Source organism: Acidobacteriota bacterium, from assembly GCA_040752915.1.
Classification (GTDB): Bacteria; Acidobacteriota; UBA4820; order UBA4820; family DSQY01; genus JBFLVU01.
Window position 1 is genome coordinate 25240 of record JBFMHB010000004.1, and the last position, 26028, is coordinate 51267.

Consider the following 26028-nt stretch of genomic DNA (forward strand, 5'->3'; position numbering starts at 1 on the left):
AGAGGTGCGACGAGCCGGACCAGCGGCAGAGGAGGTACAGACCGTGCCGACCATCGAACTGAACGGACACAGCTACGTCGTGGATGAGGACGGGTTCCTTGAAGATCCGGGCATCTGGAACGAGGAAGTGGCGAAGGACTTCGCCCTCACCGAGGGCGTCACGGAGCTCACGGAAGACCACTGGAAGATGATCCACTACCTGAGGAACTACTACCTCCAGTTCGGCATCGCCCCGATGATCCGGAAGCTCTGCAAGGAGACGGGATTCCCGCTGAACAAGGTCTACGAACTCTTCCCCTCCGGTCCGGCCAAGGGCGCCTGCAAGCTCGCCGGCCTCCCGAAGCCGACGGGGTGCGTGTAAGAGGAATGGGGGGAGGTCCGCGGCGCCCGGGGGGGTGACGCCGGCGGACCCCGCGCCGAGGTGGGGGGGCTTTGAGCCCCCTCACCTCGGTCTCACGCGGCGGAACGAGGGGGGCGGGGGGCCTCATGGGGATCCTGTCGGAACTCGAGGAAAGGAGGTCGGCGCTGATCGAAGCGTGGGAAGACGCCGTCCTCCAAGCCTATCCGGAGCAGACCGGGCGCTTTCTCCGCGAGGTCAAGGATCCCTTCAGCAATCCAGTGGGGGCGACGCTCCGGGAGAACCTCCCCGTCGTCTTCGACGTCCTGCTGGGACGTTCCGCCGAGGACCGGTCCGAGGAGTCCCTGGACCGGATCGTCCGCCTGAGGGCCGTGCAGGACTTCACCGCCGGCCAGGCGGTCGGCTTCGTGTTCCTGCTGAAGAGGATCTTGCGGCGGGAGCTGGCCGAAGCGGCGCGCGCCGACGCGGACGGCTGGGCCCGGATCGAGGACGAGATCGACGGCCTCGCCGTGCGCGCCTTCGAGGCCTTCGTGCGGTGCCGCGAGAAGATCTTCGAAATCAAGGCCGATGAGGCGAGGCGCCGGGTCTTCGTGCTGGAGAGGCGCTACGCGGCCGCCCCGCCCGATCCGGAGGGAGAAGGAGAAGTGAAGTGACCGCACACCCGAATGTCAAGCGAGGTGATGGTCCATGAACGTCTTCATCGCATTCGCGCTCGTGGCGCTCCTTTCGGCCGCCGCCTTCCTGGGCGGGACGTCCGCAGGGTTGCGCACGCTCTTCGGCGTGTACCTTCCGTACGCCGCGGTGGCCACTTTTCTCGTGGGGGTGATCCTCAAGGTCCTGGCCTGGGCCAAGGTGCCGGTGCCCTTCCGCATCCCCACGACCTGCGGCCAGCAGAAGAGCCTGCCCTGGATCCAGCACTCCCGTCTCGACAGCCCCTTCACCTTCCTGGGCGTCGTCGGGCGGATGGCCCTCGAGGTCCTCTTGTTCCGCTCGCTCTTCCGGAACACGAAAGCGGAATTGAGGGAAGGCCCGCGGCTCGTCTACGGCGAGGAGAAGTGGCTGTGGCTGGCGGCCATGGCCTTTCACTGGTCCTTTCTGGTGGTCTTCGTTCGGCATCTTCGGTTCTTCATGGAGCCCGTGCCGTGGCTGGTCGGGATCGTGGAGACGGCCGACTCGTTCTTCCAGATCGGAGCCCCCATCCTCTACCTCACGGACCTCTTCCTCCTCGCGGCGCTGGGGTACCTGCTGTTCAGAAGGCTCTACGATCCGCAGGTTCGGTATCTCTCCCTCCTGGCGGACTACTTTCCCCTCCTGCTCCTGATCGGCCTGTGCGGGACGGGCGTGCTCATGCGGTACTTCGCGCGGGTGGACATCGTGGCGATCAAGGAACTGGCCATGGGGCTGGTGACCTTCAAGCCGGTGGTGCCCGAGACCGTGGGGCCGCTCTTCTTCGTCCATCTTTTCCTCCTGTCGGTGCTCATCGCCTACTTCCCCTTCAGCAAGCTCATGCACCTGGGCGGCGTCTTCCTCAGCCCCACGAGGAACCTCGCCAACAACAACCGGGCGAAGCGGCACGTGAACCCCTGGAACTACCCCGTGAAGGTGCACACCTACGCGGAGTGGGAGGAGGAGTTCCGCGACAAGATCAAGCTGGCGGGGCTCCCGCTGGACAAGGAGTGAGCCATGGCCGAACAGCATCCGACCCCTGAACAGCTCACCCGCATCGACTACAAGCCCCCCAAGCGCGGCTGGATGGACCCAAAGGTCGAATTCCGCCGTGGAACCTACTGCTACAGCGCTCTCCCCAAGAGCATGGCCTACGTGGACCTGCCCAACCCGAGGGTCTGGCAGCCGCACGACGAGGACTGGAAGCTCCCTCCCGACTGGCAGAAGATCATCCTCGACGGCATGAAGGAGCGCCTGGAGAAATACCGCTCCTTCCGCCTCTTCATGGACATCTGCGTCCGCTGCGGGGCCTGCGCCGACAAGTGCCACTTCTACGTGGGCTCGGGCGACCCCAAGAACATGCCCGTCCTGCGCGCCGAACTCATCCGGTCGGTCTACCGCCGGTACTTCACGCCCGCCGGCAAGATGCTCGGCGGCCTGGCGGGGGGCCGCGAACTCACCGTGGACGTGCTCAAGGAGTGGTTCTACTACTTCTACCAGTGCACCGAGTGCCGGCGATGCTCGGTCTTCTGCCCCTACGGCATCGACACGGCCGAGGTCACCATGATCGGCCGAGAGCTGCTCAACCTGGTGGGGTGCAACATCAACTGGGTGGTGGACCCGGTGGCGAACTGCTTCCGCACGGGCAACCACCTCGGCATCCAGCCGCATGGCTTCGTCGATTCGATCCAGATGGCCTGCGACGACATCGAAGAGGTGACGGGCATCCGGGTGGATCCCCCCATCAACCGGAAGGGCGCCGACATCCTCTTCGTGACCCCCTCGGCGGACTATTTCGGCTCGCCGCACTACTACTCGCTCATGGGCTACCTCATGCTCTTCAAGGAGCTGGGGCTCAACTACACGTGGAGCGCCTACGCGGGGGAGGGCGGAAACTTCGGCCTCTTCACCAGCCACGAGATGATCAAGCGCCTGAACCACAAGATCTACCACGAGGCCAAACGCCTGGGCGTCAAGTGGATCCTCGGAGGGGAATGCGGCCACATGTGGCGGGTCCTCCACCAGTACATGGACACCATGAACGGGCCCGCGGACTTCCTGGAGGTGCCGAGATCCCCCATCACGGGAACCGTCTTTGAAAACGCCAAATCCACGAAGATGGTCCACATCACCGAGTTCACCGCGGACCTCATCAAGCACGGGAAGATCAAGCTCGACCCGAGCCGGAACGACCACTGGAACGTCACGTACCACGACTCCTGCAATCCGGCCCGGGCCATGGGCCTCTTCGAGGAGCCGCGGTACGTGATCCGGAACACGTGCCGGAATTTCCACGACATGCCCGAGAACACGATTCGAGAGCAGACGTTCTGCTGCGGCTCCGGCGCGGGGCTCGGCACCGATGAGAACTTCGAAATGCGCATGCGGGGAGGCTTCCCGAGAGCCAACGCCGTGCGCTTCGTGAGGGACAGGCACGGCGTCAACATGCTGGCCTGCATTTGCGCCATCGACAAGGCGAACCTCTCGGCCCTCATGGAATATTGGGTGCCCGAGGTTCAGGTGGGGGGCATCCACGAATTCGTGGGCAACGCCCTCGTGATGACCGGGGAAAAGGAGCGGACCGTGGACCTGAGGCTCACTCCGCTCAAGGCGAAGGAGGAAGCCAATGCGTGAGAAACCCTGGATCCTGATAGGGCTCCTCGTCTTCCTCTTCCTGGTCACGTTCCCCGTTTGGTGGAACCTGGCCGCGGGCGAGAAGGCCGCGGCGCCCAAGCCCGAACTGCCGACGGACGAGAAGGAGTGCGTGGCTCCGGCGGACTACATGCGCGTGGCCCACATGGACCTCCTCATGACCTGGAGGGACCAGTACGTCAGGCAGGGGGACCGGACCTTCACCGGGCCGGGTCAGAGGACCTTCACGCGCAGCCTCACGAAGACGTGCATGAAGTGCCACACGAGCAAGGAGAAGTTTTGCGACGCCTGCCACAACTATGCGGCGGTCAAGCCGTACTGCTGGGACTGCCACGTGGCGCCGAAGGAGAGCCGGGGATGAGCACCGACAGGCGTACCTTTTTGGGAGTGGCGGGCCTGGGCGCCCTGGCCATCGCGGGAAAAGCTTCCGTGGATGCTCTGGCGAGCGGTCCGGAGGCAGGAAAGCCCAAGGCCGGGACGCGTTGGGCCATGGTCATCGATCCCCTCAAATGTCTCAAGGAGGAAGGGTGCAAGGCGTGCGCGGACGCTTGCCACAAGGTCCACAACGTTCCCCTCATGGCCAACAAGAAGCACGAGGTGAAGTGGATCTGGAAGGAGCCCTATGAGAGGGCTTTCGCCGCCGAGTCCGAGTACACCCAGGAAGCCCTCAAGGAGAAGCCGGTCCTCGTCTTTTGCAACCACTGCGCCAATCCTCCCTGCGTCCGGGTATGCCCCACACAGGCCACGTGGAAGCGCGAGGACGGGGTGGTCATGATGGACTGGCACCGCTGCATCGGATGCCGGTACTGCGTAGCGGCCTGTCCCTACGGCTCCAGGTCTTTCAACTGGGTGGACCCGAGGCCGAGCCTCGCGGAAATCTCGCCCGAGTACCCGACCCGCACGAAGGGCGTGGTCGAGAAGTGCACCCTCTGCGAGGAGCGCCTGGCCGAGGGCAAGCTCCCGGCCTGCGTGGAAGCCTGCGAGGAGAAGGCCATTCTCTTCGGGGACCTCCACGACGAGGCCTCTCCGGTGCGCGCGCGGCTGAGAGAGTCCTTCACCATCCGGCGAAAGCCCGAGCTGGGCACCGAGCCCGAGATCTACTACGTCGTGGGAGGGAAGCCCGATGTTCATGTTTGAGAAGGCCGTGGTCGGGAGCCGGCGCTACTGGGCCTGGGTCTTCGCCCTCCTGTGCGTCATCGGCGCGGGCTTCGTCAGTTACCTCTACCAGCTGAACGTGGGCCTGGGCGTCACGGGCCTCTCCCGCGACATCACGTGGGGCTTCTACATCGCCCAGTTCACTTTCTTCGTCGGCGTGGCCGCCTCGGCCGTGATGGTGGTCCTGCCCTATTACCTTCACGACTACAAGGCCTTCGGGAAACTCACCATCCTCGGCGAGTTCCTGGCCATCTCCGCCGTCACCATGTGCATGCTGTTCATCTTCGTGGACATGGGGCAGCCCACCCGGGTGCTGAACGTGCTCCTCCACCCCACGCCGAACTCCATGATGTTCTGGGACATGGTCTCCCTCTCGGGCTACCTGTTCCTCAACGCCCTCATCAGCCTCGTGGCCCTCTCGGCGGAGCGGAAGGCGGTGGCCCCGCCCAAGTGGATCAAGCCCTTCATCCTCCTCTCCATCCCCTGGGCCGTGTCCATCCACACCGTCACGGCCTTCCTCTACAACGGCCTGCCCGGCCGGTCCTTCTGGCTGACCGCCATCCTGGCGCCGCGCTTCCTCGCTTCGGCCTTCGCCGCCGGCCCGGCCCTCCTGATCCTCCTGTGCATGATCGTGCGGAAGGTCTCCTCCTTCGACCCGGGCGACGAGGCCATCCGCAAGCTGTCGATCATCGTGACCTACGCCATGCTCGTCAACGTCTTCTTCGTGCTCATGGAGGTTTTCACCGTCTTCTACAGCGGCATTCCGGAGCACGTGCACCACTTCCAGTTCCTTTTCGCGGGCCTCCACGGCGAGGCCTACCTCGTTCCCTGGATGTGGACGTCCATGGCCCTGGCGGCCGTCTCCATCGTCCTTCTGGTGGTTCCGACCTTCCGGAACAACCTGAAGATCCTGCCCGTGACCTGCGTCATGGTCTTCGTCTCCCTCTGGATCGACAAGGGTCTGGGGCTGATCATCGGCGGGTTCACGCCCACCCCCCTGGGAGAGGTCACGCGCTACACGCCGACCCTCCCGGAGCTGCTCATCGTGGCCGCCATCTGGGCCATCGGCTTCCTCATGATCACGGTCTTCTACAAGATCGCCCTCGCCATCCGCGAGGCGATGGGATACGAGATCGCGCACTGACCCCGGAAGGGGAGAAGGGCATCGAGGGCCGGCCCCCGCGGGGCCGGCCCTGCCGTTTCCGGGCGGCCCTCGTGCCGGGTTCCTGGTACACTCGATCCATGCGATACCTCGCCACGGTGGCCAAGGGCCTCGAAGCGGTCGTATGGGGCGAGCTCTCCGCCTTGGGCCTCGAACCGGGCCCCCCGCGCCCCGGGCTCGTCCCCTTCGAAGGGGGTTGGGAAGCCGGCTATCGCGCGTGCCTGCGCCTGAGGGCGGCCCGCCGGGTCCTGCTGGAGCTGGGCCGCTTCGAGGCCTCCCACGCCGATGGCTTGTACGCGGGCGCCCGGGCGCTGCGGTGGCCGGATCACTTCGGTCGGAAGACCACCTTCGCCGTGGAAGCCTCGGTGCGGGACCACCCGTCCCTGACCCACTCGGGTTACGCGGCCCTGAAGGTCAAGGACGCGGTGGCGGACGCCCTGAGGGCCGTCTTCGGGGTCCGTCCGGACGTGGACCGGGAAGACCCGGACGTCCGCGTCGTCCTCCATCTGCACGGGACCTCCGCCACGATCGCCCTGGACCTCGCGGGCCCCCTTCACAAGAGGGGGTACCGGGTGAAGACGGTGCCCGCCCCACTCAACGAAACCCTGGCCGCTGGGATCCTCCTCCTGGCGGGGTACGACGGGACCGCCGCCTTCGCGGACCCCTTCTGCGGATCGGGCACGCTCTGCATCGAGGCGGCCCTCATCGCCTCGGGGACCGCGCCGGGCCTCGTTCGCAAGGTCCGCTTCGGCTTCCAGCGGTGGCCGGGTTTTCGAGACCGGACCTTCCAGCGCCTGGTGGAAGAGGCCCGGGCCGCCGCCCGCCGGCCCTCCAGCCCCATCCTCGGATCCGACGCCGACGGGCGGGCCCTGATCGCGGCGCGGGACAACGCGGCGGCGGCGGGAATGTCCGAGTGGATCCGCTTCGAGCGCCGGGACGCCCGGGAGTTCGTTTCTCCGGGGCCCGGCTGTCTCGTGGTCTCCAACCCGCCGTACGGGGATCATGCCGGGGCCGGGGAGGACCTCCCCGCGCTCTACCGCGCCTTCGGGGACGCGCTCAAGAGGAATGCGGGCGGCGCGACCGCCTACCTGCTCTGCGGGAACCCCGCCCTGGCCAAGTGCGTGGGGCTTCGCGCCGCCCGGCGCATCCCCCTCTGGAACGGCCCCATGGAGTGCCGCCTGCTGGAATACCGGATGGTGGAGGGGGCCTTCCGGACCCCCGGGAAAGGCGAGAGCGCCGCGGGGACCGGGGAGAGCCTGGGCGAGACTCCCGGGCCGGGCCGCCGCGGGGTGGAGGGGGCGGTCTCCGGGGACGGGGGGGAGGCCCCCGGCCCGTGTCCCCGGGTGGATCTGCGCCCCCCCCAGCCGGGCGATCTTCCCATCCTCTTCGAGCACCAGCGGGACCCCGAGGCCGCCCATATGGCCGCCTTCCCGCCTCGGGACTGGGAGGCCTTTCAGGCGCACTGGGCGAAGATTCTGGCGGACCCGGAGGTGCAGGTGCGGACCGTCCTGGCGGACGGCAAAGTGGCGGGCGACCTCCTCTGTTGGGGGCCGGCCGAAGAGAAGGAAGTGGGCTATTGGATAGGAAGGGAGTTCTGGGGACGGGGGGTCGCCACGAGGGCCCTGGCGGCCTTTCTGGGCGTCTTGGAGTTTCCGGTCCTCTTCGCCCACGTCGCCAAGCACAACGTCGCCTCGCGGAGGGTCCTGGAGAAGTGCGGGTTCAAGGTCTGCGGAGAGATGCGTCGAGCCTGCGGGGAACCTCCCCTGGAAGCGGACGAGTTCGTTCTGAGATGGGAAAGGGCCGAGGAGACGCCATGAGTCGTCGGATCCGCCCCGGGGCGGCGGGCCTCCTGGCCGCCCTCTTGGCCCTCCATGCCGGGGGCCAGGAAGAGGGAGGGGCGGCGCGCGAGAAGATCGCCGCCGTCCTCGCGGCGGCGCGCTCCCAGATCGGGGTCACCACGGTATACGACGGCTCCTACCGGCGGCTCCCTTACCCCGGGGGGGACCTTCCCGCCGAGCGGGGGGTCTGCACCGACGTCCTCGTCCGGGCCTTCCGGGCGGCGGGGGTGGACCTCCAGAGGCTCGTACACGAGGACATGACCCGGGCCTTTTCGGACTACCCGAATCTGTGGGGACTGGCGGGGCCCGATCCGAACATCGACCACCGCCGGGTGCCCAACCTTTTAACCTATTTCCGCCGCCAGGGCGCCTCGGTGCCCGTCACCGACCGCCCCTCCGACTACCTGGCGGGAGACGTGGTGACCTGGAGGCTTCCCTCGGGCCTCCCGCACATCGGGCTCGTCTCCAGCGCCCGGGCGCCCGGGACCGACCGGCCCCTCGTCCTCCACAACATCGGGCGGGGCACCCGGGAGGAGGATGTCCTCTTCGCCTACGTCCTGACCGGGCACTTCCGGTACTTTCGATGACTTCACGCGCGCCGAGGAGGTTCTCCCGCCCCGGGGGAGCCGCGGCCAGGAGCCTTGCGATGCCCCACCTGACTTTGGAGATCACGGATAACGTGCCGGGTCCTCTGGACCTCCCGGCCACCCTGAACCGGCTGAACCGAGCCATCGTGGCCACGGGGCTCTTCGAGGATCGAGACGTGAAGGGCCGGGCGGTGGTCCACTCCGCGTACGCCGTGGGCGTGGACGCGCCGGACAGGGGCTTCGTGGCCCTCACCCTCGAGATCCTGGCGGGGAGGGATCGGGAGGTCCGCTCCCGCCTGGCGGATGACCTGATGGCCGTTCTCGAACGGGATCTCGCCCGCGCCGCGGAAGGGGGCAGGGTGGGCTTCTCGGTGCAGGTGAGGGAGATGGACCGGGAGAGCTACCGGCGGCGCCGTCCCGCTTCGTGAAACGCCTCCTCGCGGCCCTGGGGGCGACCGCCGTGCCCCCCGGCGCCCCTTCGTGTATACTGATCCTTCGCGGAAAGAAGGAGCCCATGACGACCTTTCGGATCCGAAAGCTGCACGAGCTCGTGGGGGGGCTGAAGGAGACGACGGCCGTGAAGGAACTCGTGCGGGAATTGGAGGCGAAGGTCCGCTCCTCCAAGGTGCCCTTCGAAGGCGCCGCGCTCCCCGGGTATCTCGTGGAGGGCCGCCTGCCGCCCGGAATCGCCAGCGCCTGGATCTTCGTTCTGCGCCCCGACACGCCCACTCCCCCCCACTACCACCCGAATTCCATCCAGCACATGGCCGTCATTCAGGGAGGAGGAACCGGCCAGATCGGGCCCTACCGCTTCACCCTCCAGCCCTACGACCCGGCGTTTCCGGAGCGCTCCCTCCTGATCATTCCCGAGCGGGTGCCCCACTCCTTCGAGGCCGGCCACGAGACCCTCGCCGTGATGTCCTTTCACACGGTCGCGGCGGAAGACCTCGTGGAGGTGGAGGTGGAGACGGGAGAGGCCCGCACCTACCTCGACCGGGACGCCCGGCCCGCCAAGGCGAAGCCCGCGGCCCGCCCGCCCAGACCGGCCCCCCCGCGGCCCCGGCGGCCGCCCGCCGGACGCGGGCGTCCCGCCAAGGGACCGCGGAAGCCTCGTTCCTGACGCGTCTTGAAAGGTATGGTTTGCAAAGCGGGAGGTGGCTCATGAAGGGATGGGTGAGCGCGTGCGCGTTCCTCGCCGCCGCATGGCTCGTGGGGTGCGCCGCGGTGACGTCCAGCCGGCCTGTGGGCGAAGGGCCGGCCCTGCTTTCCGCAGACGAGTGGGACGGAACGTGGATCGGGGGCGAAGTCTCCGTGACCCTCGTCGTCGAGGATCCTCAGAAGGGTCTCCTCCGGGTCTTCTGGGCGGAATCCAAGCGCGAGGGCCCCGTCCTGGAGTCCTACCGGGTGGAGGTGCGCCGGACCGGCGACTGGACCTTCGGCAACGTCGCGGATGCCGAATCGGGGGGGTGGTTCTGGGCCCTCGTGGCCAAGCGCGAGGGACGGATCGTCGTCCTCCTGCCCGACGCCGACCGGATGGGCTCTCTGGTCGAAAGAGGGGCCCTACCCGGTGTCCAAGCGGAGGGGAGCGTCCGCCTGGGTCCTCTGACGGAGGACCACGTCCGGCGCCTGATGGACGATCCCTCCGGCGTGTGCGCCTTCGACTGGAAAGATCCCCTGGTCCTGATCCGCGTCGGGAGGTGAAAACCGGCGCGGGCCGCGGGGCCGGCCATTCCCGTTCGCACTCGACCTTTCGTACAATGGCTCCGGGAGGTTTCGGGCCCCATGCCTGTGTACGAGTTCTACTGCTCCGACTGCCACACGGTGTACCAGTTCCTGTCCAAGCGCATCCGCACCGACGCCCGCCCGGTCTGCCCCCGCTGCGGCCGAGCGGATCTGAGCCGGCAGGTCTCCCCCTTCGCCGCCCCGCGCGGAGCGAGGGACGCCTCGGGGGACGCTCCCCTCGGGGACGTGGACGAATCCCGCCTGGAGCGGGCCATGGCTTCCCTGGAATCGGAAATGGGGGGGCTGGACGAAAACGATCCGAGGCAGATGGCCCGGTTCCTGCGAAAGTTCTCCGAGGCCGCGGGGATGAAGGTGCCCGGAATGGACGAAGCCATCCGCCGCATGGAGGCCGGTGAGGACCCGGAGAAGATCGAGGAGGAACTGGGCCCGCTCTTCGGGGACGAGGAAGGCGGCGAAGAAGGAGAAGACGCTCCCGCCTTCGGGGCGGCGGAAGCCCCTCGTTCCGCCTCCGGAAGGCGCCGCCTCCGCCGCCTTCTGGCCCCCCATCGGGACGACAAGCTCTATCCCCTCGAGTGAGGCCTGGGCAGGCGGTTTTCCCTGAATCTCAGGTCCCGAAGACCCTCAGGGGAGAGGATCTTTCCTCGTAGAGCGCCGCCAGAGCCTCCGGGCGGGAGATCTTCAGCCGGAGTTCGGCGGCGAGGGCGGCCACCTTGGCCCTCGAGATCTTGAGCTTGTCCGGCGCCGTCAGCCGGGAGGGCTTTTCCGCCACCAGGGCCAGGGTCTCCAGGGCGAAGAAGAGGCTGGTGGCGAGGAAAAAGCGGATCTCCTTCTCCTCCAAGGGAAAGATGGACAGGTAGGTCCACGCGCGAGCCAGGTGTGCCGCCGCCGTCCGCAGGACGGGAAGGACCCCTCTGTAGACGGCCTCGTGGCGGTCCGGTCTGGAAAAATCCGCTTCGGTGACCCCCGCCGCGGCGAGGGCGTCCTGCGGGATGAAGCACCAGCCCCGTTCGTAGTCCTCCGCCAGGTCCTTCACGATGTTGACCTTCTGGAGCCCAAGCCCGAACTCCTCCGCATCCGCCTGAAGGCGAAAGAAGAGGGCCCGATCCACATGGGGCGAGTGGATGTAGTACAGGTCCGTGAGGAGGTACCCCACGGTCCCGGCGATGTAATAACAGTAACGGTCCAGGGCCGCCATGGAGGGCAGGCGTTTTAGGGCGCCGGGGCCCTCGCCCATGCGCTCGCTCCAGGCCACCATGCCCTTTCCCATTTCAGTCACCCACCGCGCCATGGCCAGACGGTCCTCCTCGCCGCAGGAGCCGAAGGCCTCGAGAACGGCGGGTGCGCTCCCCAGAAGCTCCCGGTCGGACGAGGAGGCCAGCCCTTCCAGGCGGCGGGCGGCGGCATCGCCCCATCCGGCCGGGCAGGGCCGGATGTCCTTGAGATGGAAGACAACCGGCTCCATGAGGCTCCACCGTTCGGCGGCGGTCAGCCCGGGGGCGTCCTCCACCGTGTCGAGGATCCGGCAGAGCAGGTAGGAAACGCAGACGGAGCCCTTGAGGGGCTCCTTCAACTGGGCGATGGACAGGGCGAAGGTCCGCGAGACTTTCGGCAGGATCCCGTAGCAGGCCTCCCAGGCCCAAACCGGTCTTCTCGCGCCCATTCGGTCCCTCTCTCCCCTCCAGTCTGCACCCGGGGCCCGTGGGCGGGCAAGGGCGGCCGGCCTTCACCCGCGCGCCTCCGGAGGGCCGGGCCGCACGGGGCGCGCGAGCCGTGGAGAACACAAGGGTGGGCGCATCCCGAGGGCTATTGCCACTTGCCGCCTGCCCCGCTAGAGTGGGATCAGGCTCTCAAGGAGACGTACTCATAAGGGGTGGATCATGGGGCGAGACACCAAACGGGGGAGGGGGCGATGGGCATGGGCGGCGATGGCGATGTGCCTGCTGGGAACGGCGGCGAGGGCGGCGGATTGGTTCGTGACGCCCTCGGGCAGCGGCGGAGGCTCTCAGGGCAGCCCCTGTTCCCTGCAAACGGCGTTGAATTCGGCCGGGGGGGGTGACGTCCTCTACCTCGCCGGGGGAACCTATATGGGCGACATGAGCGGGAACGTGGCCCTGATCTCCCACTCCCTCTCCTTGCTCGGGGGGTGGGACGGGGCCGCCTCGGGCACCCCCGTTCGGGATCCAGGGGCCCATCCCTCCATCCTGGACGGCGAGGGCGTCCGGAGGTGTATCGTCGTGAACACGGGCCTGTCCGTCGTCCTCGACGGCCTCACGGTGCAGAACGGGTACGTGGAGGGCGAAGGGGGCGGCGTTTACGCGTACGGTTCGAACCTCACCGTCCAGAACTGCCGCTTCGAGAGCAACTACGCCTTCATCACGGGCTCGACCAACGCTTACGGCGGCGGCATTCGCCTCGTCAACGGCAACCTGACGGCGAGGGACAGCTTTTTTCTCTTCAACGACGCGTACTGCAACGGGTGCAGCGCCCCCCGGGGAGGCGGCATCTCGGTGTCGAGCCAGGGAAGCGTCGTGATCGAAGACTGCGAATTCCAGGGAAACGACTCCTGGCTGGGCGGCGGGCTGGACGTGTACAGCACAGGCGGGGGCTCGCTCCTCATCGAGGATTCGCTCTTCCTTCAGAATGGTCTGAGCACCAGCGTGGGGATCGGCACCACCGGATACGCGGGCGGTGTGTACATGGCGGGAGTCCCGGCCACCCTGACGGGCTGCGTCTTTCGGGAGAACGAGGCCGGCAACGACGCGGGCGCCATACGGGCCGTGGGCGGCGGGCTCACCTTCACCGTGGATCGCTGTTGGTTCCTGGACAACGAAGGGTACTCCGCCCCCGGAATCCAGGTCCTCTCGGGCACCCTGGTGCTGACGAACTCGGTCCTGGCGCGGAACCGGTCCGGGTGGTTTCCCCAGGCCGCCGTGAACCTGCTCAGCAACTCCGAGGCCCTTCTGGACCACGTGACCTTCTCCGAGAACCGAAACGAAAACGGAGGCTACGCCGTGGAGACGGAAGGGGAATCCACGGCATCCCTCGAGAACGTGATCGTGGCGGGCCATTCGGTGGGCCTGTTCGCCAACTCGATGACCACCATCACGGCCGACGGAGTCCTGTGGGGGACCGGCGCATGGGCCAACGACGCCGAGACCGGCGGGAGCGGCACGGTCACGGTGGGCTCCACCACCGTCTCGGGGGACCCGGCCTTCTTGGACCCTGCGAACGGCGACTATCACATCGGCTCGTCGTCGGCGGCGGTGGACCACGGCATCGATTCGGGGGTCCACCACGACATCGACGGGAATCCCCGCCCCATCGGCGCCACCGTGGACCTGGGCGCGGACGAATACGCGCCGCCGCCGGTCGTCACGAGCATCCTCAAGAAGGTCAACCCCTTTCGCTTCATCGTGAACGGCAGCAACCTCCAGGAGGGAATCCGGGTCTACATCAACGGCGTGGAGTGGAACAACCTCACGCGCAAGAGCGCCGCCAAGGTCGTTCTGAAGGGGGGCGCGGCCCTCAAGGCGGCTTTGCCGAAGAACACGGCGGCCACCCTCCGCTTCGTCAACCCCGACGGGGGCGAGGCGACCCTCAACTGGCAGTGGCCGTGAGGGAATGGAGACGGAAGCCGTGGAGAGGCCCGGACAGAGGGGCGAAAGCCCATACCTGTCCACGGCTCCTCGTCCCGTTGATTCGTTGATTCGCCAGCCGGGTTCCCGGTCTCCCCGCGAGGGCGGGCCGGGGAACAGGGGGCACGCCAGGAACGCGAGGCGGAAGGATACCGGATCGGGGAGGCCGTCTTGAGGGGAAACGCCAGGTTCTTCTGGGGCCTTCTCGTCGTGGTCCTCGTCCTGACGGGCGTGACCCAGATTTTCGAGTGGGAACGGCCCGGGGGCCCCGGTCTCCCGAGCCCGGAGCTGGGAGACCTCCCCCTCTACGTGGCCCACTCCCTGATCCGGATCGTGGCGGCCTACGCCTGCGCCCTCCTCTTCTCCCTCCCGTACGGGTACTACGCCGCCGTGCGGCCCCGGGCGGGCAGGATCCTCCTGCCGATCCTCGACATCCTCCAGTCCATCCCCGTCCTGGGGTTCTTCCCCGCCGCCGTATATTTCTTCATCGCCCTGGCGGGAGGGAGCCGCCTGGGCATCGAGATGGCCTCGGTCTTCCTCATCTTCACCAGCCAGGCCTGGAACATGGCCTTCGGGGTCTACGAGTCCTGCTCCACCGTCCCGGAAGACCTGAAGGACGCGGCCCGCTCCCTTGGGCTGGGAGCGGCCTCGACCTACCGAAGCCTGTATTTTCCCGCCTCGATTCCCCGGCTGGTCTACAACTCCATGCTCTCCTGGGCGGGCGGATGGTACTTCCTCATCGCCTGCGAGATCATCACCGTGGGCCCCGTCACGTACAACCTGCCCGGCCTCGGGTACTTCCTGGCGCGCACCACGGAGGAGGGCCGCCTGGGCCATACCTTCGCGGGCATCGGGGTCCTCCTGACGATCATCGTCGTGGTGGACGTCCTCTTCTGGAGGCCCCTCACGGCCTGGTCGACCCAGTTCCGGTACGAAATGGCCGTGTCCTCCACGGAGAGAACCATCGGCGCGGTCCGGAAGCCCCTGAGGGGCGGGCCCGTCGTTCGGCAGGTTCGCATCCTGGCCCGCCGGGGGGCGAGCAAGGCCTGGAGGACCGTGCGCCACGGGGTGGAAGCCGCCGGAGGGTGGATCGGCCGCCGTTCCCTGCCGCGGAAGGTGGGGCGCCTCCTCTGGCGCCTCGTGGGCCTCGCGGCGGGCCTCGGCTTCGCCTCCGTCCTGGTCTGGGCGGGCTTCTCCGTCACGAAGGTGCTGTTGGGTCCGTGGCCTCGGGAGGCGCGGGAGCTCCCCCTGGCCATGGTCTTTTCCACTTTCCGGATGCTGGCGGCCTACCTCATTTCCCTGGCGTGGACCGTTCCCGTCGCCGTGTGGGCCGGGAACAGCCGTCGGGTGATGCAGTTCGTGCGGCCCCTGGCCCAGATCGGGGCCTCCCTTCCCGCCACGGCGCTCTTTCCCCTCATGGTGTACCTGGTGATCCGGTACGCGGGCGGCATGAACGTGGCCTCCGTGCTCCTCATCCTCACCGGGATGCAGTGGTACCTCCTCTTCAACCTCCTCTCGGGGGTGGACGGCATCCCCAGGGAGCTGAAGGAGGCGGCCCTCTCCCTGGGCCTGACCCGCTGGCAGACCTTCCGGAGCCTCACCTTTCCCGCCATCCTGCCGGCCCTCATCACGGGGAGCGTCACGGGCTGGGGCGGGGGGTGGAACGCCCTCATCGTCTCCGAGTACTTCAAGTACGCCCACGAGGTCCACACGGTCACGGGCATCGGAGCGGCCCTCGACCGGGCCACCTACGAACTGGGGGACGTGCGTCTCATGGTCCTGGCGCTCCTCACGATGGTGACGGTGATCGTCCTGATGAACCATTTCTTCTGGAGGCGCCTCTACACCTTCGCTTCCGAGCGCTTCCGCGTAGAACTATGAGCCTGACTGTGTTAGAGTGACTCGGCCATGGGGAATCTCCTGGAACTGACCAACGTGACCCACGCCTTCCCGTACGCCAAGGGCATGCTCCCGGCTTTCGAGGACGTCTCCTTTTCGCTGGCGGAAGGGGAGTTCGCCGCCATCGTGGGGCCCTCGGGTTGCGGCAAGAGCACGCTCATGCGCGTCATCCACGGGCTCATCCGCCCCACGGCGGGCGTGGTGACCTACAAGGGCCGGGAAGTCGTCGGCGTCAACACCGAGCTGGCCATGGTCTTCCAGTCCTTCGCCCTCCTGCCCTGGCTCACGGTCGTGCAAAACGTGGAGCTGGGCATGGAGCCCAGGGGGGTTCCACCGAAGGAGAGGCGCCGCCGGGCCGTTTTCTACCTGGACAAGGTGGGCCTGGACGGCTTCGAAGAGGCCTACCCCCGCGAGCTCTCGGGCGGGATGAAGCAGAGGGTCGGCCTCGCCCGGGCCCTGGCCCTGGAGCCCGTGATCCTCCTCATGGACGAGCCTTTCTCCTCCCTGGACGCCCTCACCGCGGCCTCCCTGCGCGAGGAGGTCATCGACCTCTGGAAGGACCGCGAAATCCCCGTGAACACCCTCATCATGGTCACCCACATCATCGAGGAAGCCGTGGAACTCGCCGATCGCATCCTCATCTTCAACGGGCACCCGGGCCGCCTCGTGGAGGATCGGCCCGTGGACCTGCCGCGTCCCCGGAACCGGCGCGACTCGCACTTCGCCGATTTCGTGGACCGGGTTTTCGAGAAGATCGCCTGAAGGAGCCGGAACATGGACGTGGACCCACTGCCCCAATCCGAAATCAGCAAAGTCCTGGGCCTCCTGGAAATCCTGGAGGACCACGGCGGCAAGGAGGACATCTACAAGCTCGCCCGGGAACTGCACTACGAATCGAGCGACCTCGTGGAGGTCATCCGGGGCGCCGAACTGCTGGGCCTGGTGACGACTCCGGGGGGCGACGTGGAGCTGCTGGACGCCGGGCGCCGGATCAACGCCGGCGACCAGAACGCCATCAAGGCGCTCCTCAAGGAGCGCATGCTCAAGATCCCCATCTTTGAGTACTTCAAGAAAATGCTCGAGGGCGAGGAAGACCACCGGATGTCCAGAAAGGACCTTCTCGACGAACTCGCCCGCATCCTTCCCAAGACCAATCCCGACCAGCAGTTTCACGCCCTCGTGGCCTGGGGGCGTTACGCCGAGATCTTCGGCTACAACCGAGATCACGACCTCTTCTACCTCGACGAGGGTCAGACCCTGGAGTAGCCGCCGGTTTGGCTGGGGAGTTGGGGAGACGGCAGGGGAGTAGCTGAGTAAGCGAGTAAGTGAGTAGGTGAGTAGGTGAGTAGGTAAGTAGGCAAGTAGGGGAGGCGGGGAAGGCCCTTAGGGAGTCCATTTCGGCGTCTCCGCGCCACGCGGTGAAAGCCCATCGCGGGGGGCCACATCCTGAAAGGAAGCCAGGAGGCCGCCCGCCCCGCGGATTTCGCTCCCGTTTCGCGTCCAACGTCTGACGTTTTTCTTTTCTCGTCTGTCTTCTCTCGTGCTAACATGAGCCATGGCGCGTTGTTCGGGCTGCGGGAGGTCCCTCCACGAGGGCCTGCATTCCTGTCCGTCCTGCGGGGGCACGGCGGTTCCGGCGCGCATCGAGCGGGGCCTCCAGCCCCTCCGCGAGCCGGGTGACCTTCTCGAGGGGCGCTACCGAATCGAACGAGTCTTGGGCACGGGGGCCTCGGGCGTGGTCTACGGCGTCATCGACGAACTGGCCCGAACCCGTGTGGCGCTCAAGCTCCTCTGGGACCGTCCCGAGGAGGGAGACGGCACCCTCGAACGGCTGAGGCGGGAGATCAAGGCCTCCCTGCGGGCTCCCCATCCCCACCTTCTCCCGATCCACGACCTGATCCTGGTGGAGGAGCGGCCGGCGCTCCTGATGGAGTGGGTGGAGGGGGAGACGCTCCGAGATCGAATCCGAAGGGAGGGTGGGCTCCCCCATCGGGAGGCCGAGTCCGTGGCCGTTTGCATCCTGGCGGCCCTCTCCCACCTTCACGGCCTGGGCGTTCTCCACCGAGACGTGAAGAGCGGGAACGTCCTTGTGGGAGCCGACGGATCGGTCAAGCTGGGAGATTTCGGTCTGGCCAAGGGCGAAGACCTAGGAGAGAGCCTGACGCTCACGGGCGTGGCCCTGGGAACGCCGGGGTACATGGCTCCGGAGGTCATCCGTGGGGGTGAGGCTTCGGTGCGCTCGGACCTCTACGGCGTCGGCGCGGTTCTCTTCGAAATGCTGGCGGGGCACGTGCCCTTCCAGGGGACGAACAGCCTGGAGGTGGCCAGCCGCCAGCTCGCCGAGGAGCCGCCCTACCACCTTCTCAGGTCCCGGGGCGTGCCGAGGTGGCTGGTGCAAGTGACCGGACGCCTCCTTGCGCGGGATCCCTCGGACCGCTACGCCTCCGCCGGGGAGGTCCTGCAGGCCCTGAAGGGCCGGTCGGCGGGCTTCTACTTTCCCCGGGTCTGGCGGCGGAGGGTCCTGGCGGCGGGTCTGGCCGCGGCCCTCGGAGGGCTCGGGTGGGGCCTCCTGGCGTGGCGGGAGGGGGGGAGCGACCTCACGACGGTCATCCAGGGGAAGCGCCTGGAGGTCCGGGACCGAAAGGGTCGGATGGTCTGGTCCCGGACATTCGACCGGCCCATCTGCTCTGCGCACTATGGCCGCTTCGGGCCGGAGGGGAGCGGTGCCGTGGCCGTTTCCTTCATGCCGACAGAGGAGACCCCCACCCTCTTCGGCAGTGATGAAGGCCGGACGTGGATCGAATGCTTCGACAGGAGCGGCCGCCCCTGGTCGCGGTTCCAGCTTTTCATGACCGACATCCCCTTCAGCCAGCGCTTCGTCGTAACCCTCGATTCCCACGTCTTCCGGAAGGGAGAGCCGGCGTGTCTGGTGGCCCGGGGCGTCCACGCCACCTGGTACCCCTCCGTTCTGAGCGTGTTTCGGATCCGGCGCGGAATGCAAGTAGATCACACCACCGCTCTCCCCCTCCTCAGCGTGGAGAACTCCGGCCACATCTCCCGATGGACCTACGCCGACCTCCACGGAGACGGCGTGGACGAGATCGTCTACGCCTGCGTCAACAACCGCCTCTTTCGTGCCCTTTTCGTGGGGGCCGTGGCTCTGAGAAGGGAAATGGGAGCAGAAGCGGCCATGGTCTCCTCCCCCGACTGCTCCGTGGACCCGCTGGACCATCCCATTTTCTACCGGTGCGTGGGCTTCGACAGCTACGACCGCATGACCTTCGGAAAGGCCGGGCCCCGGGGCGTCCTGCTCTTCGTGGACCCCGAGAGGCAGATCCGGAGGCTTGTTTCGCCGGAAGGCGACCTGGAGGATGAGGGAGAAGCGCTCTTTCCCCCTTCCCGACAGCTTTCGTCCTTCAACGGGCTGATCTTCCGCCTCGTCCAGCACCGGGAGGCCGGCCGGTGGGCGGATATGCTGGAGCTGTGCGAAAAGGAGTGGCCCGGGAACACTCCCGGCCCCTACGGCTACCTGGGCCGGCTCTTCCAGGCCTCGGCCCTCATCGGCCTCGGCCGGTACCGGGAGGCCCTCTCCCTCGCGGAGGCACCGCCGCCCCCCGGCCCTTCGACGCCGGCGCCCCGCTACCTGGAGCAGATCCGCGCCGACGCCCTCTTCTTTACGGGAGATTACCAGGGGTGCCAGAAGGCGGTGGACGAATCCTTCGCCGCGCCCCGTTTCGCCCGCATGGAAGTGGGGCAGACGGGTCTCTGGGCCGCCCTGTACGCCGGCGACGAGGTCTGGGGCCGGCGCCTCGTGGGGAGCGACCCCATCCGTGTTTTCGAGTGGTACGTGGACCTCTACCCCGGCATCGCCGCCTATTTGCGCGGGGACTTCGAAGAGGCCGAGCGCCGCTTCCGCCTCTCCTACGCCTCCGACGCCGGGGGCAAGGTGACGGAGCCGGGACTCTGGCTCACCGATGCCCTTCTGAGGCGGGGCCGGGCGGCCGAGGCCCGAAAGATCTTTGATGTGCTTTCAAAGACCTTTCCCGGTGAGCACCTCCAAGAGGGTGAACTGGGTCTCTTTCTGAGGTTCCGCGAAGGGACATCTCCCGCCCTTCTGGTGCCCGCCTTCGACGGCCTCCTGGCCCGGCGCCGCCTGGAGGCGGCCACCGAACCCGAGGCCCGGGCCCTGCTCCCCCTCACCCTCGCCCGATCCGCCGCCCTCCACCGCGCCGCCGGCGACCTGCCCGCCGCCCGACGCCTCGAGGCCGAAGCCCGCCGCCTCGCCCCCCCTTCCTGGAAGGCCGCGCTTGAAATGGGCGGACGAGGTGGAGAAGGGAGCGGAGAGGGGAGGAAGTGAGGGAGTGAAGAAGTCGCGAAGTGAAGAAGTGAGAAGGGGAAGGTAGGGAGGGAGGCCCACTTGGCGTGGCGTCTCCCATCTCCCGTCTCCTGTCTCCCGTCTCGCGTCCAACGTTTCGCGTCCAACGTCTGACGTTTTCCTTTTCTCGTCTGTCTTCTCTCGTGCTAACATGAGCCATGGCGCGTTGTTCGGGCTGCGGGAGGTCCCTCCACGAGGGCCTGCATTCCTGTCCGTCCTGCGGGGGCACGGCGGTTCCGGCGCGCATCGAGCGGGGCCTCCAGCCCCTCCGCGAGCCGGGTGACCTTCTCGAGGGGCGCTACCGAATCGAACGAGTCTTGGGCACGGGGGCCTCGGGCGTGGTCTACGGCGTCATCGACGAACTGGCCCGAACCCGTGTGGCGCTCAAGCTCCTCTGGGACCGTCCCGAGGAGGGAGACGGCACCCTCGAACGGCTGAGGCGGGAGATCAAGGCCTCCCTGCGGGCTCCCCATCCCCACCTTCTCCCGATCCACGACCTGATCCTGGTGGAGGAGCGGCCGGCGCTCCTGATGGAGTGGGTGGAGGGGGAGACGCTCCGAGATCGAATCCGAAGGGAGGGTGGGCTCCCCCATCGGGAGGCCGAGTCCGTGGCCGTTTGCATCCTGGCGGCCCTCTCCCACCTTCACGGCCTGGGCGTTCTCCACCGAGACGTGAAGAGCGGGAACGTCCTTGTGGGAGCCGACGGATCGGTCAAGCTGGGAGATTTCGGTCTGGCCAAGGGCGAAGACCTAGGAGAGAGCCTGACGCTCACGGGCGTGGCCCTGGGAACGCCGGGGTACATGGCTCCGGAGGTCATCCGTGGGGGTGAGGCTTCGGTGCGCTCGGACCTCTACGGCGTCGGCGCGGTTCTCTTCGAAATGCTGGCGGGGCACGTGCCCTTCCAGGGGACGAACAGCCTGGAGGTGGCCAGCCGCCAGCTCGCCGAGGAGCCGCCCTACCACCTTCTCAGGTCCCGGGGCGTGCCGAGGTGGCTGGTGCAAGTGACCGGACGCCTCCTTGCGCGGGATCCCTCGGACCGCTACGCCTCCGCCGGGGAGGTCCTGCAGGCCCTGAAGGGCCGGTCGGCGGGCTTCTACTTTCCCCGGGTCTGGCGGCGGAGGGTCCTGGCGGCGGGTCTGGCCGCGGCCCTCGGAGGGCTCGGGTGGGGCCTCCTGGCGTGGCGGGAGGGGGGGAGCGACCTCACGACGGTCATCCAGGGGAAGCGCCTGGAGGTCCGGGACCGAAAGGGTCGGATGGTCTGGTCCCGGACATTCGACCGGCCCATCTGCTCTGCGCACTATGGCCGCTTCGGGCCGGAGGGGAGCGGTGCCGTGGCCGTTTCCTTCATGCCGACAGAGGAGACCCCCACCCTCTTCGGCAGTGATGAAGGCCGGACGTGGATCGAATGCTTCGACAGGAGCGGCCGCCCCTGGTCGCGGTTCCAGCTTTTCATGACCGACATCCCCTTCAGCCAGCGCTTCGTCGTAACCCTCGATTCCCACGTCTTCCGGAAGGGAGAGCCGGCGTGTCTGGTGGCCCGGGGCGTCCACGCCACCTGGTACCCCTCCGTTCTGAGCGTGTTTCGGATCCGGCGCGGAATGCAAGTAGATCACACCACCGCTCTCCCCCTCCTCAGCGTGGAGAACTCCGGCCACATCTCCCGATGGACCTACGCCGACCTCCACGGAGACGGCGTGGACGAGATCGTCTACGCCTGCGTCAACAACCGCCTCTTTCGTGCCCTTTTCGTGGGGGCCGTGGCTCTGAGAAGGGAAATGGGAGCAGAAGCGGCCATGGTCTCCTCCCCCGACTGCTCCGTGGACCCGCTGGACCATCCCATTTTCTACCGGTGCGTGGGCTTCGACAGCTACGACCGCATGACCTTCGGAAAGGCCGGGCCCCGGGGCGTCCTGCTCTTCGTGGACCCCGAGAGGCAGATCCGGAGGCTTGTTTCGCCGGAAGGCGACCTGGAGGATGAGGGAGAAGCGCTCTTTCCCCCTTCCCGACAGCTTTCGTCCTTCAACGGGCTGATCTTCCGCCTCGTCCAGCACCGGGAGGCCGGCCGGTGGGCGGATATGCTGGAGCTGTGCGAAAAGGAGTGGCCCGGGAACACTCCCGGCCCCTACGGCTACCTGGGCCGGCTCTTCCAGGCCTCGGCCCTCATCGGCCTCGGCCGGTACCGGGAGGCCCTCTCCCTCGCGGAGGCACCGCCGCCCCCCGGCCCTTCGACGCCGGCGCCCCGCTACCTGGAGCAGATCCGCGCCGACGCCCTCTTCTTTACGGGAGATTACCAGGGGTGCCAGAAGGCGGTGGACGAATCCTTCGCCGCGCCCCGTTTCGCCCGCATGGAAGTGGGGCAGACGGGTCTCTGGGCCGCCCTGTACGCCGGCGACGAGGTCTGGGGCCGGCGCCTCGTGGGGAGCGACCCCATCCGTGTTTTCGAGTGGTACGTGGACCTCTACCCCGGCATCGCCGCCTATTTGCGCGGGGACTTCGAAGAGGCCGAGCGCCGCTTCCGCCTCTCCTACGCCTCCGACGCCGGGGGCAAGGTGACGGAGCCGGGACTCTGGCTCACCGATGCCCTTCTGAGGCGGGGCCGGGCGGCCGAGGCCCGAAAGATCTTTGATGTGCTTTCAAAGACCTTTCCCGGTGAGCACCTCCAAGAGGGTGAACTGGGTCTCTTTCTGAGGTTCCGCGAAGGGACATCTCCCGCCCTTCTGGTGCCCGCCTTCGACGGCCTCCTGGCCCGGCGCCGCCTGGAGGCGGCCACCGAACCCGAGGCCCGGGCCCTGCTCCCCCTCACCCTCGCCCGATCCGCCGCCCTCCACCGCGCCGCCGGCGACCTGCCCGCCGCCCGCCGCCTCGAGGCCGAAGCCCGGCGCCTCGCCCCCCCTTCCTGGAAGGCCGCGTTGAAGATGCCAGGGGATTGAGGGACCAGGGGACTCAGAGGCTGGCAGACGAAAGGACGAGGGGATTGGGGGACTTGGGGACTGGGGGACTGGGTGGCCGTTTCCCGTTCCCGGATGCGCCGCCTAAGGCCGATGTCCTCTCTGTTGGGGAGGGCCTTCGTGCCCTCCCGTCTTCGAAGGCCTCCACTGTGGCGGCCCTTGATTGCAAGAGCCGGCCCCTCGGTCCATGCGGGCATCGGCCGCTTCGAAGGCGTACTCCAGGCCCTTGCCGCTCCCGCTGGCTTGCTGGTGCGCCGATCCCCAGGTTCGGCTCTCTCCGCCCCATCCGGCCCGGCGCCTTCGACGCCTCCTCCGGGGCTCGGCCCGTTCCGTCGAAGCGCACGCGCTTCTCCGTCCCGGTCCTTCGCCCCGTCCGCCCTTCGGGCGGGCCGGATTCTTCTGAGGCGGCCTGCACCCCCTGAACCAAGCCGGCCCCCCGAACTCCATGGGGAGCCGACGGCGACGGCCCTATTGCGGCGTCAGGCTTCGGCGCCCGCATCCTCAGCGTACAGGAAGTACGATTCCGGTGCGGCCGCCTCGCCTTCCTTGCCCTAGGGCCATCGGCGTCGGGACGCGCCTCCCTCCCTCCGGTCGGTCGGCTTCGGTCAACCCCGGCCAAGAAGCCGCACGCGGCGCCGATCGCGCCGTAGGGGAGGGCCTCCGTGCCCTCGCGCATTTGAAGGCCTCCACTACAGCGGCCCTTGCTTGCAAGAGCCGGCCCCTCGGTCCATGCGGGCATCGGCCGTTACGCAGGCCCGCGCCTCTCGTCTTGCGTCTCACGTCTAACGCTTTGCTCCGGTCGGGAGACCGGCGGGCGCGGGCGCCCGCCCAGCGGATCTCGCGTTCGCCTTTGTTTTCAAATCCCAAATCCCAAGTCCGAATGCCCCTTCTTTCCCTTCCCCCTTCCGCCTTCAGCATTCGGCCTTTCCCCTTCCTTCTCCCTGCTTCAATCCCCACTTACGCATCTTGAGATAGAGGTTGGGCCGGGTCATGCCGATCTCCTTGGCGAGGTCGGTGAGGCTTCCCCGGTGGCGGGCCAGGCGGTTGCGGAAGTAGTCCTCCTCGAAGCGCTCGCAGGCCTCGGCCCACGGTTCGCTCCACAGGGCGGTGGGGGGAAGGGGGCGGCCGTCGTGAAAGCGCTCCAGGAGGGCCGTCACCTGGGCCTCGGTGATCACCGGCCCGTCGCCCAGGAGGACGGCCTGCTTGACAAGCGACTGCAATTGCCGGACGTTGCCGGGCCAAGAGTACCGTCGAAGGACGGAGACGGCCCGGTCGTCGAAGCCCTGGACGTTCTTCTGATACTCCCGGTTGGCCACCTGCAAAAAATAGTGAGCCAGGAGGAGGAGGTCGTCCCCCCGCTCGGTCAGGGGCGGGACGCGCAGAACCACCTGGGCCAGACGGAAGTAGAGGTCCTCGCGAAAGCGTCCTTCCCGGATGAGGGAAGAGGGATCCCGGTTGGTGGCCGCCACGACCCGCACGTCCACCTTCACCGGGCGGGCGCCCCCCAAGGGGACCACCTGCTTTTCCTCGAGCACCCGGAGAAGCTTCGGCTGAAGGCCCGCGGGAAGGTCCGAGACCTCGTCGAGAAAGAGGGTGCCCGAAGCGGCCCGCTCGAAGAACCCCGCCCGGCTCCGGTCGGCGCCCGTGTAGGCGCCGCGCGAGACCCCGAAGAGTTCGCTCTCGAGGAGCGTCTCGGGGATGGAGGCGCAATTGATGGCCACGAAGGGCCCCGCGGCGCGCCGGGAGAGCCTGTGGATGCGCCGGGCGAAGAGTTCCTTGCCGGACCCCGTTGGCCCGACGAGGAGCACGGAGGCCTCCGTCGGCGCGGCCTTGTCCGCCGAGCGGATCTCCTCCACGAGAAGGGGACTCCGTCCCACGAGGGGTTCGGCGCCATCCGCCGTGGCCACGAGGTTCGCTTCCACGGCGCGCACCCGCTCGGCCAGCTCGCCCACCTTTACGTCGCGCGCCCTCAACTCCTCGCTCCACTCCGCCACCAGCCGGCACACCACGTAAACCACCGGCAGGATTTCCTGGTGGCGCAGGAGGGGGTCCGCGCCCTCCTCGTGGAGGGCCAGAAACACCACGCGGCGGCCGCCGGCGCTCACGGGGAGGCAGGAGATCCGCACGGGGCCCGAGGGCGAGGCCGCCTCGGCGGAAGCCACCTTGGGCAGGGCGCAAAGGGCCTCGCGCTGGGCGGGAAGGAGGGCCTCCTCCGGAAAACGCCCCGAGGTCCCCGACAGGCAGAGGCGGTCCTCCTGCCAGGCGTAGCACAGGACCCCCCGGGCGCGCAGGGCCCCGCGGAGAAAGCGGCACGCGTGGGACCACTCCTGCCCCGTCCGGCCCTCGGCCAGGAAAGTCCCGAGAAGCGAGGCGATCTCGTCCAGGCCGTAGAGGCGGCTCTCGGATCCCCCGCCCCGGTTGTCCTCCCCGCCGCCCCCCAGGTCGGCCAGGGCCGTCACCCGGACCTCGGGAGCGGCGCCGCCGGCAGGAAAGGCATCGGTGCCCGATTCGGCCATCTGGATCGACGCCTCGCCCACGCCCAGCACGTCCCCCGCGCGAAGGGCCCCCTCCTCCTTCCGGGTCCCGTTGAGGTAGGTCCCGTTGGAGGAGCCCAGGTCGCGGAAGCGGACCTCCTCCCCCGACCGCGTAAGTTCCAGGTGGCGCCGCGAAACGTACCGAGCCCGCACCGGCAGGTCGCACTCCAGCGACGACCCCACCGTCAGGGATGTCCACCCCGCGAAGTCAACGAGGAGGGATTTCTCACCAGGGAAGCGAATCCAGAGTCTCATGCCACCGCAATCCTACCACGACGGAAAGAAGAAGACGGAGGAAAGGGTGGTCCAGCCCCCCTCTTTCTTGTGAGAAATATGAGGAGGCGTGGGGAAAGAGAGGACTTGGGGATTATATAAGACCGCCTGGTCTATAACGTCTACCGTCTAACGTCTATCCGTGGATCGCCCGCCTGTCAACGGCGAGGCAGGCCTCCATGAGGGCTTCGCTGAGGGTGGGG

21 protein-coding genes are annotated in these 26028 nt (G+C 67.8%); 19 read left to right on the forward strand and 2 right to left on the reverse strand.

What is annotated here, in order from left to right; translation table 11 throughout:
• The first annotated feature begins 43 nt into the window (after window positions 1-43).
• The 13 genes from AB1824_01515 (at window position 44) to AB1824_01575 (ending at window position 10737) form a co-directional block, all read left to right on the forward strand.
• A complete protein-coding gene (locus tag AB1824_01515; protein ID MEW5763628.1) occupies window positions 44-361 on the forward strand; it encodes a TusE/DsrC/DsvC family sulfur relay protein in 318 nt (105 codons plus the stop codon).
• Between the two features lie 125 nt (window positions 362-486).
• Window positions 487-1011 (forward strand): RsbRD N-terminal domain-containing protein, encoded by a 525-nt coding sequence (locus AB1824_01520; GenBank protein MEW5763629.1) that lies wholly within the window; start codon window positions 487-489, stop codon window positions 1009-1011.
• Window positions 1012-1045: 34 nt separating this feature from the next.
• Entirely contained in the window at window positions 1046-2038 is a 993-nt protein-coding gene (dsrM, locus tag AB1824_01525; protein MEW5763630.1) for a sulfate reduction electron transfer complex DsrMKJOP subunit DsrM, read from the forward strand.
• Window positions 2039-2041: 3 nt separating this feature from the next.
• Window positions 2042-3658, forward strand: a complete 1617-nt coding sequence (dsrK, locus tag AB1824_01530; GenBank protein ID MEW5763631.1) for a sulfate reduction electron transfer complex DsrMKJOP subunit DsrK — start codon at window positions 2042-2044, stop codon at window positions 3656-3658.
• Window positions 3651-4037, forward strand: a complete 387-nt coding sequence (dsrJ, locus tag AB1824_01535; protein ID MEW5763632.1) for a sulfate reduction electron transfer complex DsrMKJOP subunit DsrJ — start codon at window positions 3651-3653, stop codon at window positions 4035-4037. Before dsrK ends, dsrJ begins: the two co-directional genes overlap by 8 nt.
• Window positions 4034-4813, forward strand: a complete 780-nt coding sequence (dsrO, locus tag AB1824_01540) for a sulfate reduction electron transfer complex DsrMKJOP subunit DsrO (protein ID MEW5763633.1) — start codon at window positions 4034-4036, stop codon at window positions 4811-4813. Before dsrJ ends, dsrO begins: the two co-directional genes overlap by 4 nt.
• Window positions 4806-5975 carry a sulfate reduction electron transfer complex DsrMKJOP subunit DsrP gene (dsrP, locus tag AB1824_01545; protein ID MEW5763634.1) on the forward strand — a complete coding sequence of 390 codons (1170 nt, stop codon included), beginning with the start codon at window positions 4806-4808 and terminating at the stop codon, window positions 5973-5975. The genes dsrO and dsrP overlap by 8 nt, the downstream gene beginning before the upstream one ends.
• Before the next feature lie 71 nt (window positions 5976-6046).
• Window positions 6047-7810: a GNAT family N-acetyltransferase gene (locus tag AB1824_01550; GenBank protein MEW5763635.1), complete on the forward strand. Its 1764-nt coding sequence runs from the start codon at window positions 6047-6049 to the stop codon at window positions 7808-7810.
• Entirely contained in the window at window positions 7807-8418 is a 612-nt protein-coding gene (locus AB1824_01555) for a DUF1287 domain-containing protein (GenBank protein MEW5763636.1), read from the forward strand. Before AB1824_01550 ends, AB1824_01555 begins: the two co-directional genes overlap by 4 nt.
• A gap of 59 nt (window positions 8419-8477) precedes the next feature.
• Window positions 8478-8846, forward strand: a complete 369-nt coding sequence (locus AB1824_01560; GenBank protein ID MEW5763637.1) for a 5-carboxymethyl-2-hydroxymuconate Delta-isomerase — start codon at window positions 8478-8480, stop codon at window positions 8844-8846.
• A gap of 86 nt (window positions 8847-8932) precedes the next feature.
• Entirely contained in the window at window positions 8933-9538 is a 606-nt protein-coding gene (locus tag AB1824_01565) for a cupin domain-containing protein (protein MEW5763638.1), read from the forward strand.
• Between the two features lie 41 nt (window positions 9539-9579).
• Window positions 9580-10119 carry a hypothetical protein gene (locus AB1824_01570; GenBank protein MEW5763639.1) on the forward strand — a complete coding sequence of 180 codons (540 nt, stop codon included), beginning with the start codon at window positions 9580-9582 and terminating at the stop codon, window positions 10117-10119.
• Between the two features lie 81 nt (window positions 10120-10200).
• The gene (locus tag AB1824_01575; GenBank protein MEW5763640.1) at window positions 10201-10737 is read left to right on the forward strand and encodes a zinc ribbon domain-containing protein; all 537 of its coding nucleotides are present in this window, start codon (window positions 10201-10203) and stop codon (window positions 10735-10737) included.
• 28 nt (window positions 10738-10765) lie between these two features.
• Here the strand turns inward: AB1824_01575 and AB1824_01580 are convergent, their stop codons facing one another.
• A complete protein-coding gene (locus tag AB1824_01580; GenBank protein ID MEW5763641.1) occupies window positions 10766-11821 on the reverse strand; it encodes a phytoene/squalene synthase family protein in 1056 nt (351 codons plus the stop codon).
• A gap of 265 nt (window positions 11822-12086) precedes the next feature.
• Here AB1824_01580 and AB1824_01585 point away from each other — a divergent pair, with 265 nt between their 5' ends.
• From AB1824_01585 to AB1824_01610, 6 genes are all read left to right on the forward strand, one after another.
• Entirely contained in the window at window positions 12087-13778 is a 1692-nt protein-coding gene (locus tag AB1824_01585) for a right-handed parallel beta-helix repeat-containing protein (protein ID MEW5763642.1), read from the forward strand.
• 189 nt (window positions 13779-13967) lie between these two features.
• Window positions 13968-15677, forward strand: a complete 1710-nt coding sequence (locus tag AB1824_01590) for an ABC transporter permease subunit (GenBank protein ID MEW5763643.1) — start codon at window positions 13968-13970, stop codon at window positions 15675-15677.
• 27 nt (window positions 15678-15704) lie between these two features.
• Window positions 15705-16457, forward strand: coding sequence for an ABC transporter ATP-binding protein (locus AB1824_01595; protein ID MEW5763644.1), 753 nt, complete (start codon window positions 15705-15707; stop codon window positions 16455-16457).
• A gap of 12 nt (window positions 16458-16469) precedes the next feature.
• A complete protein-coding gene (locus AB1824_01600; GenBank protein ID MEW5763645.1) occupies window positions 16470-16961 on the forward strand; it encodes an AAA-associated domain-containing protein in 492 nt (163 codons plus the stop codon).
• Between the two features lie 289 nt (window positions 16962-17250).
• Complete coding sequence (locus AB1824_01605; protein ID MEW5763646.1) at window positions 17251-20052, forward strand: protein kinase; 2802 nt, start codon at window positions 17251-17253, stop codon at window positions 20050-20052.
• Between the two features lie 176 nt (window positions 20053-20228).
• A complete protein-coding gene (locus tag AB1824_01610) occupies window positions 20229-23000 on the forward strand; it encodes a protein kinase (GenBank protein ID MEW5763647.1) in 2772 nt (923 codons plus the stop codon).
• 929 nt (window positions 23001-23929) lie between these two features.
• Here the strand turns inward: AB1824_01610 and AB1824_01615 are convergent.
• Window positions 23930-25807: a sigma 54-interacting transcriptional regulator gene (locus AB1824_01615; GenBank protein ID MEW5763648.1), complete on the reverse strand. Its 1878-nt coding sequence runs from the start codon at window positions 25805-25807 to the stop codon at window positions 23930-23932.
• Between the last annotated feature and the right edge of the window lie 221 nt (window positions 25808-26028).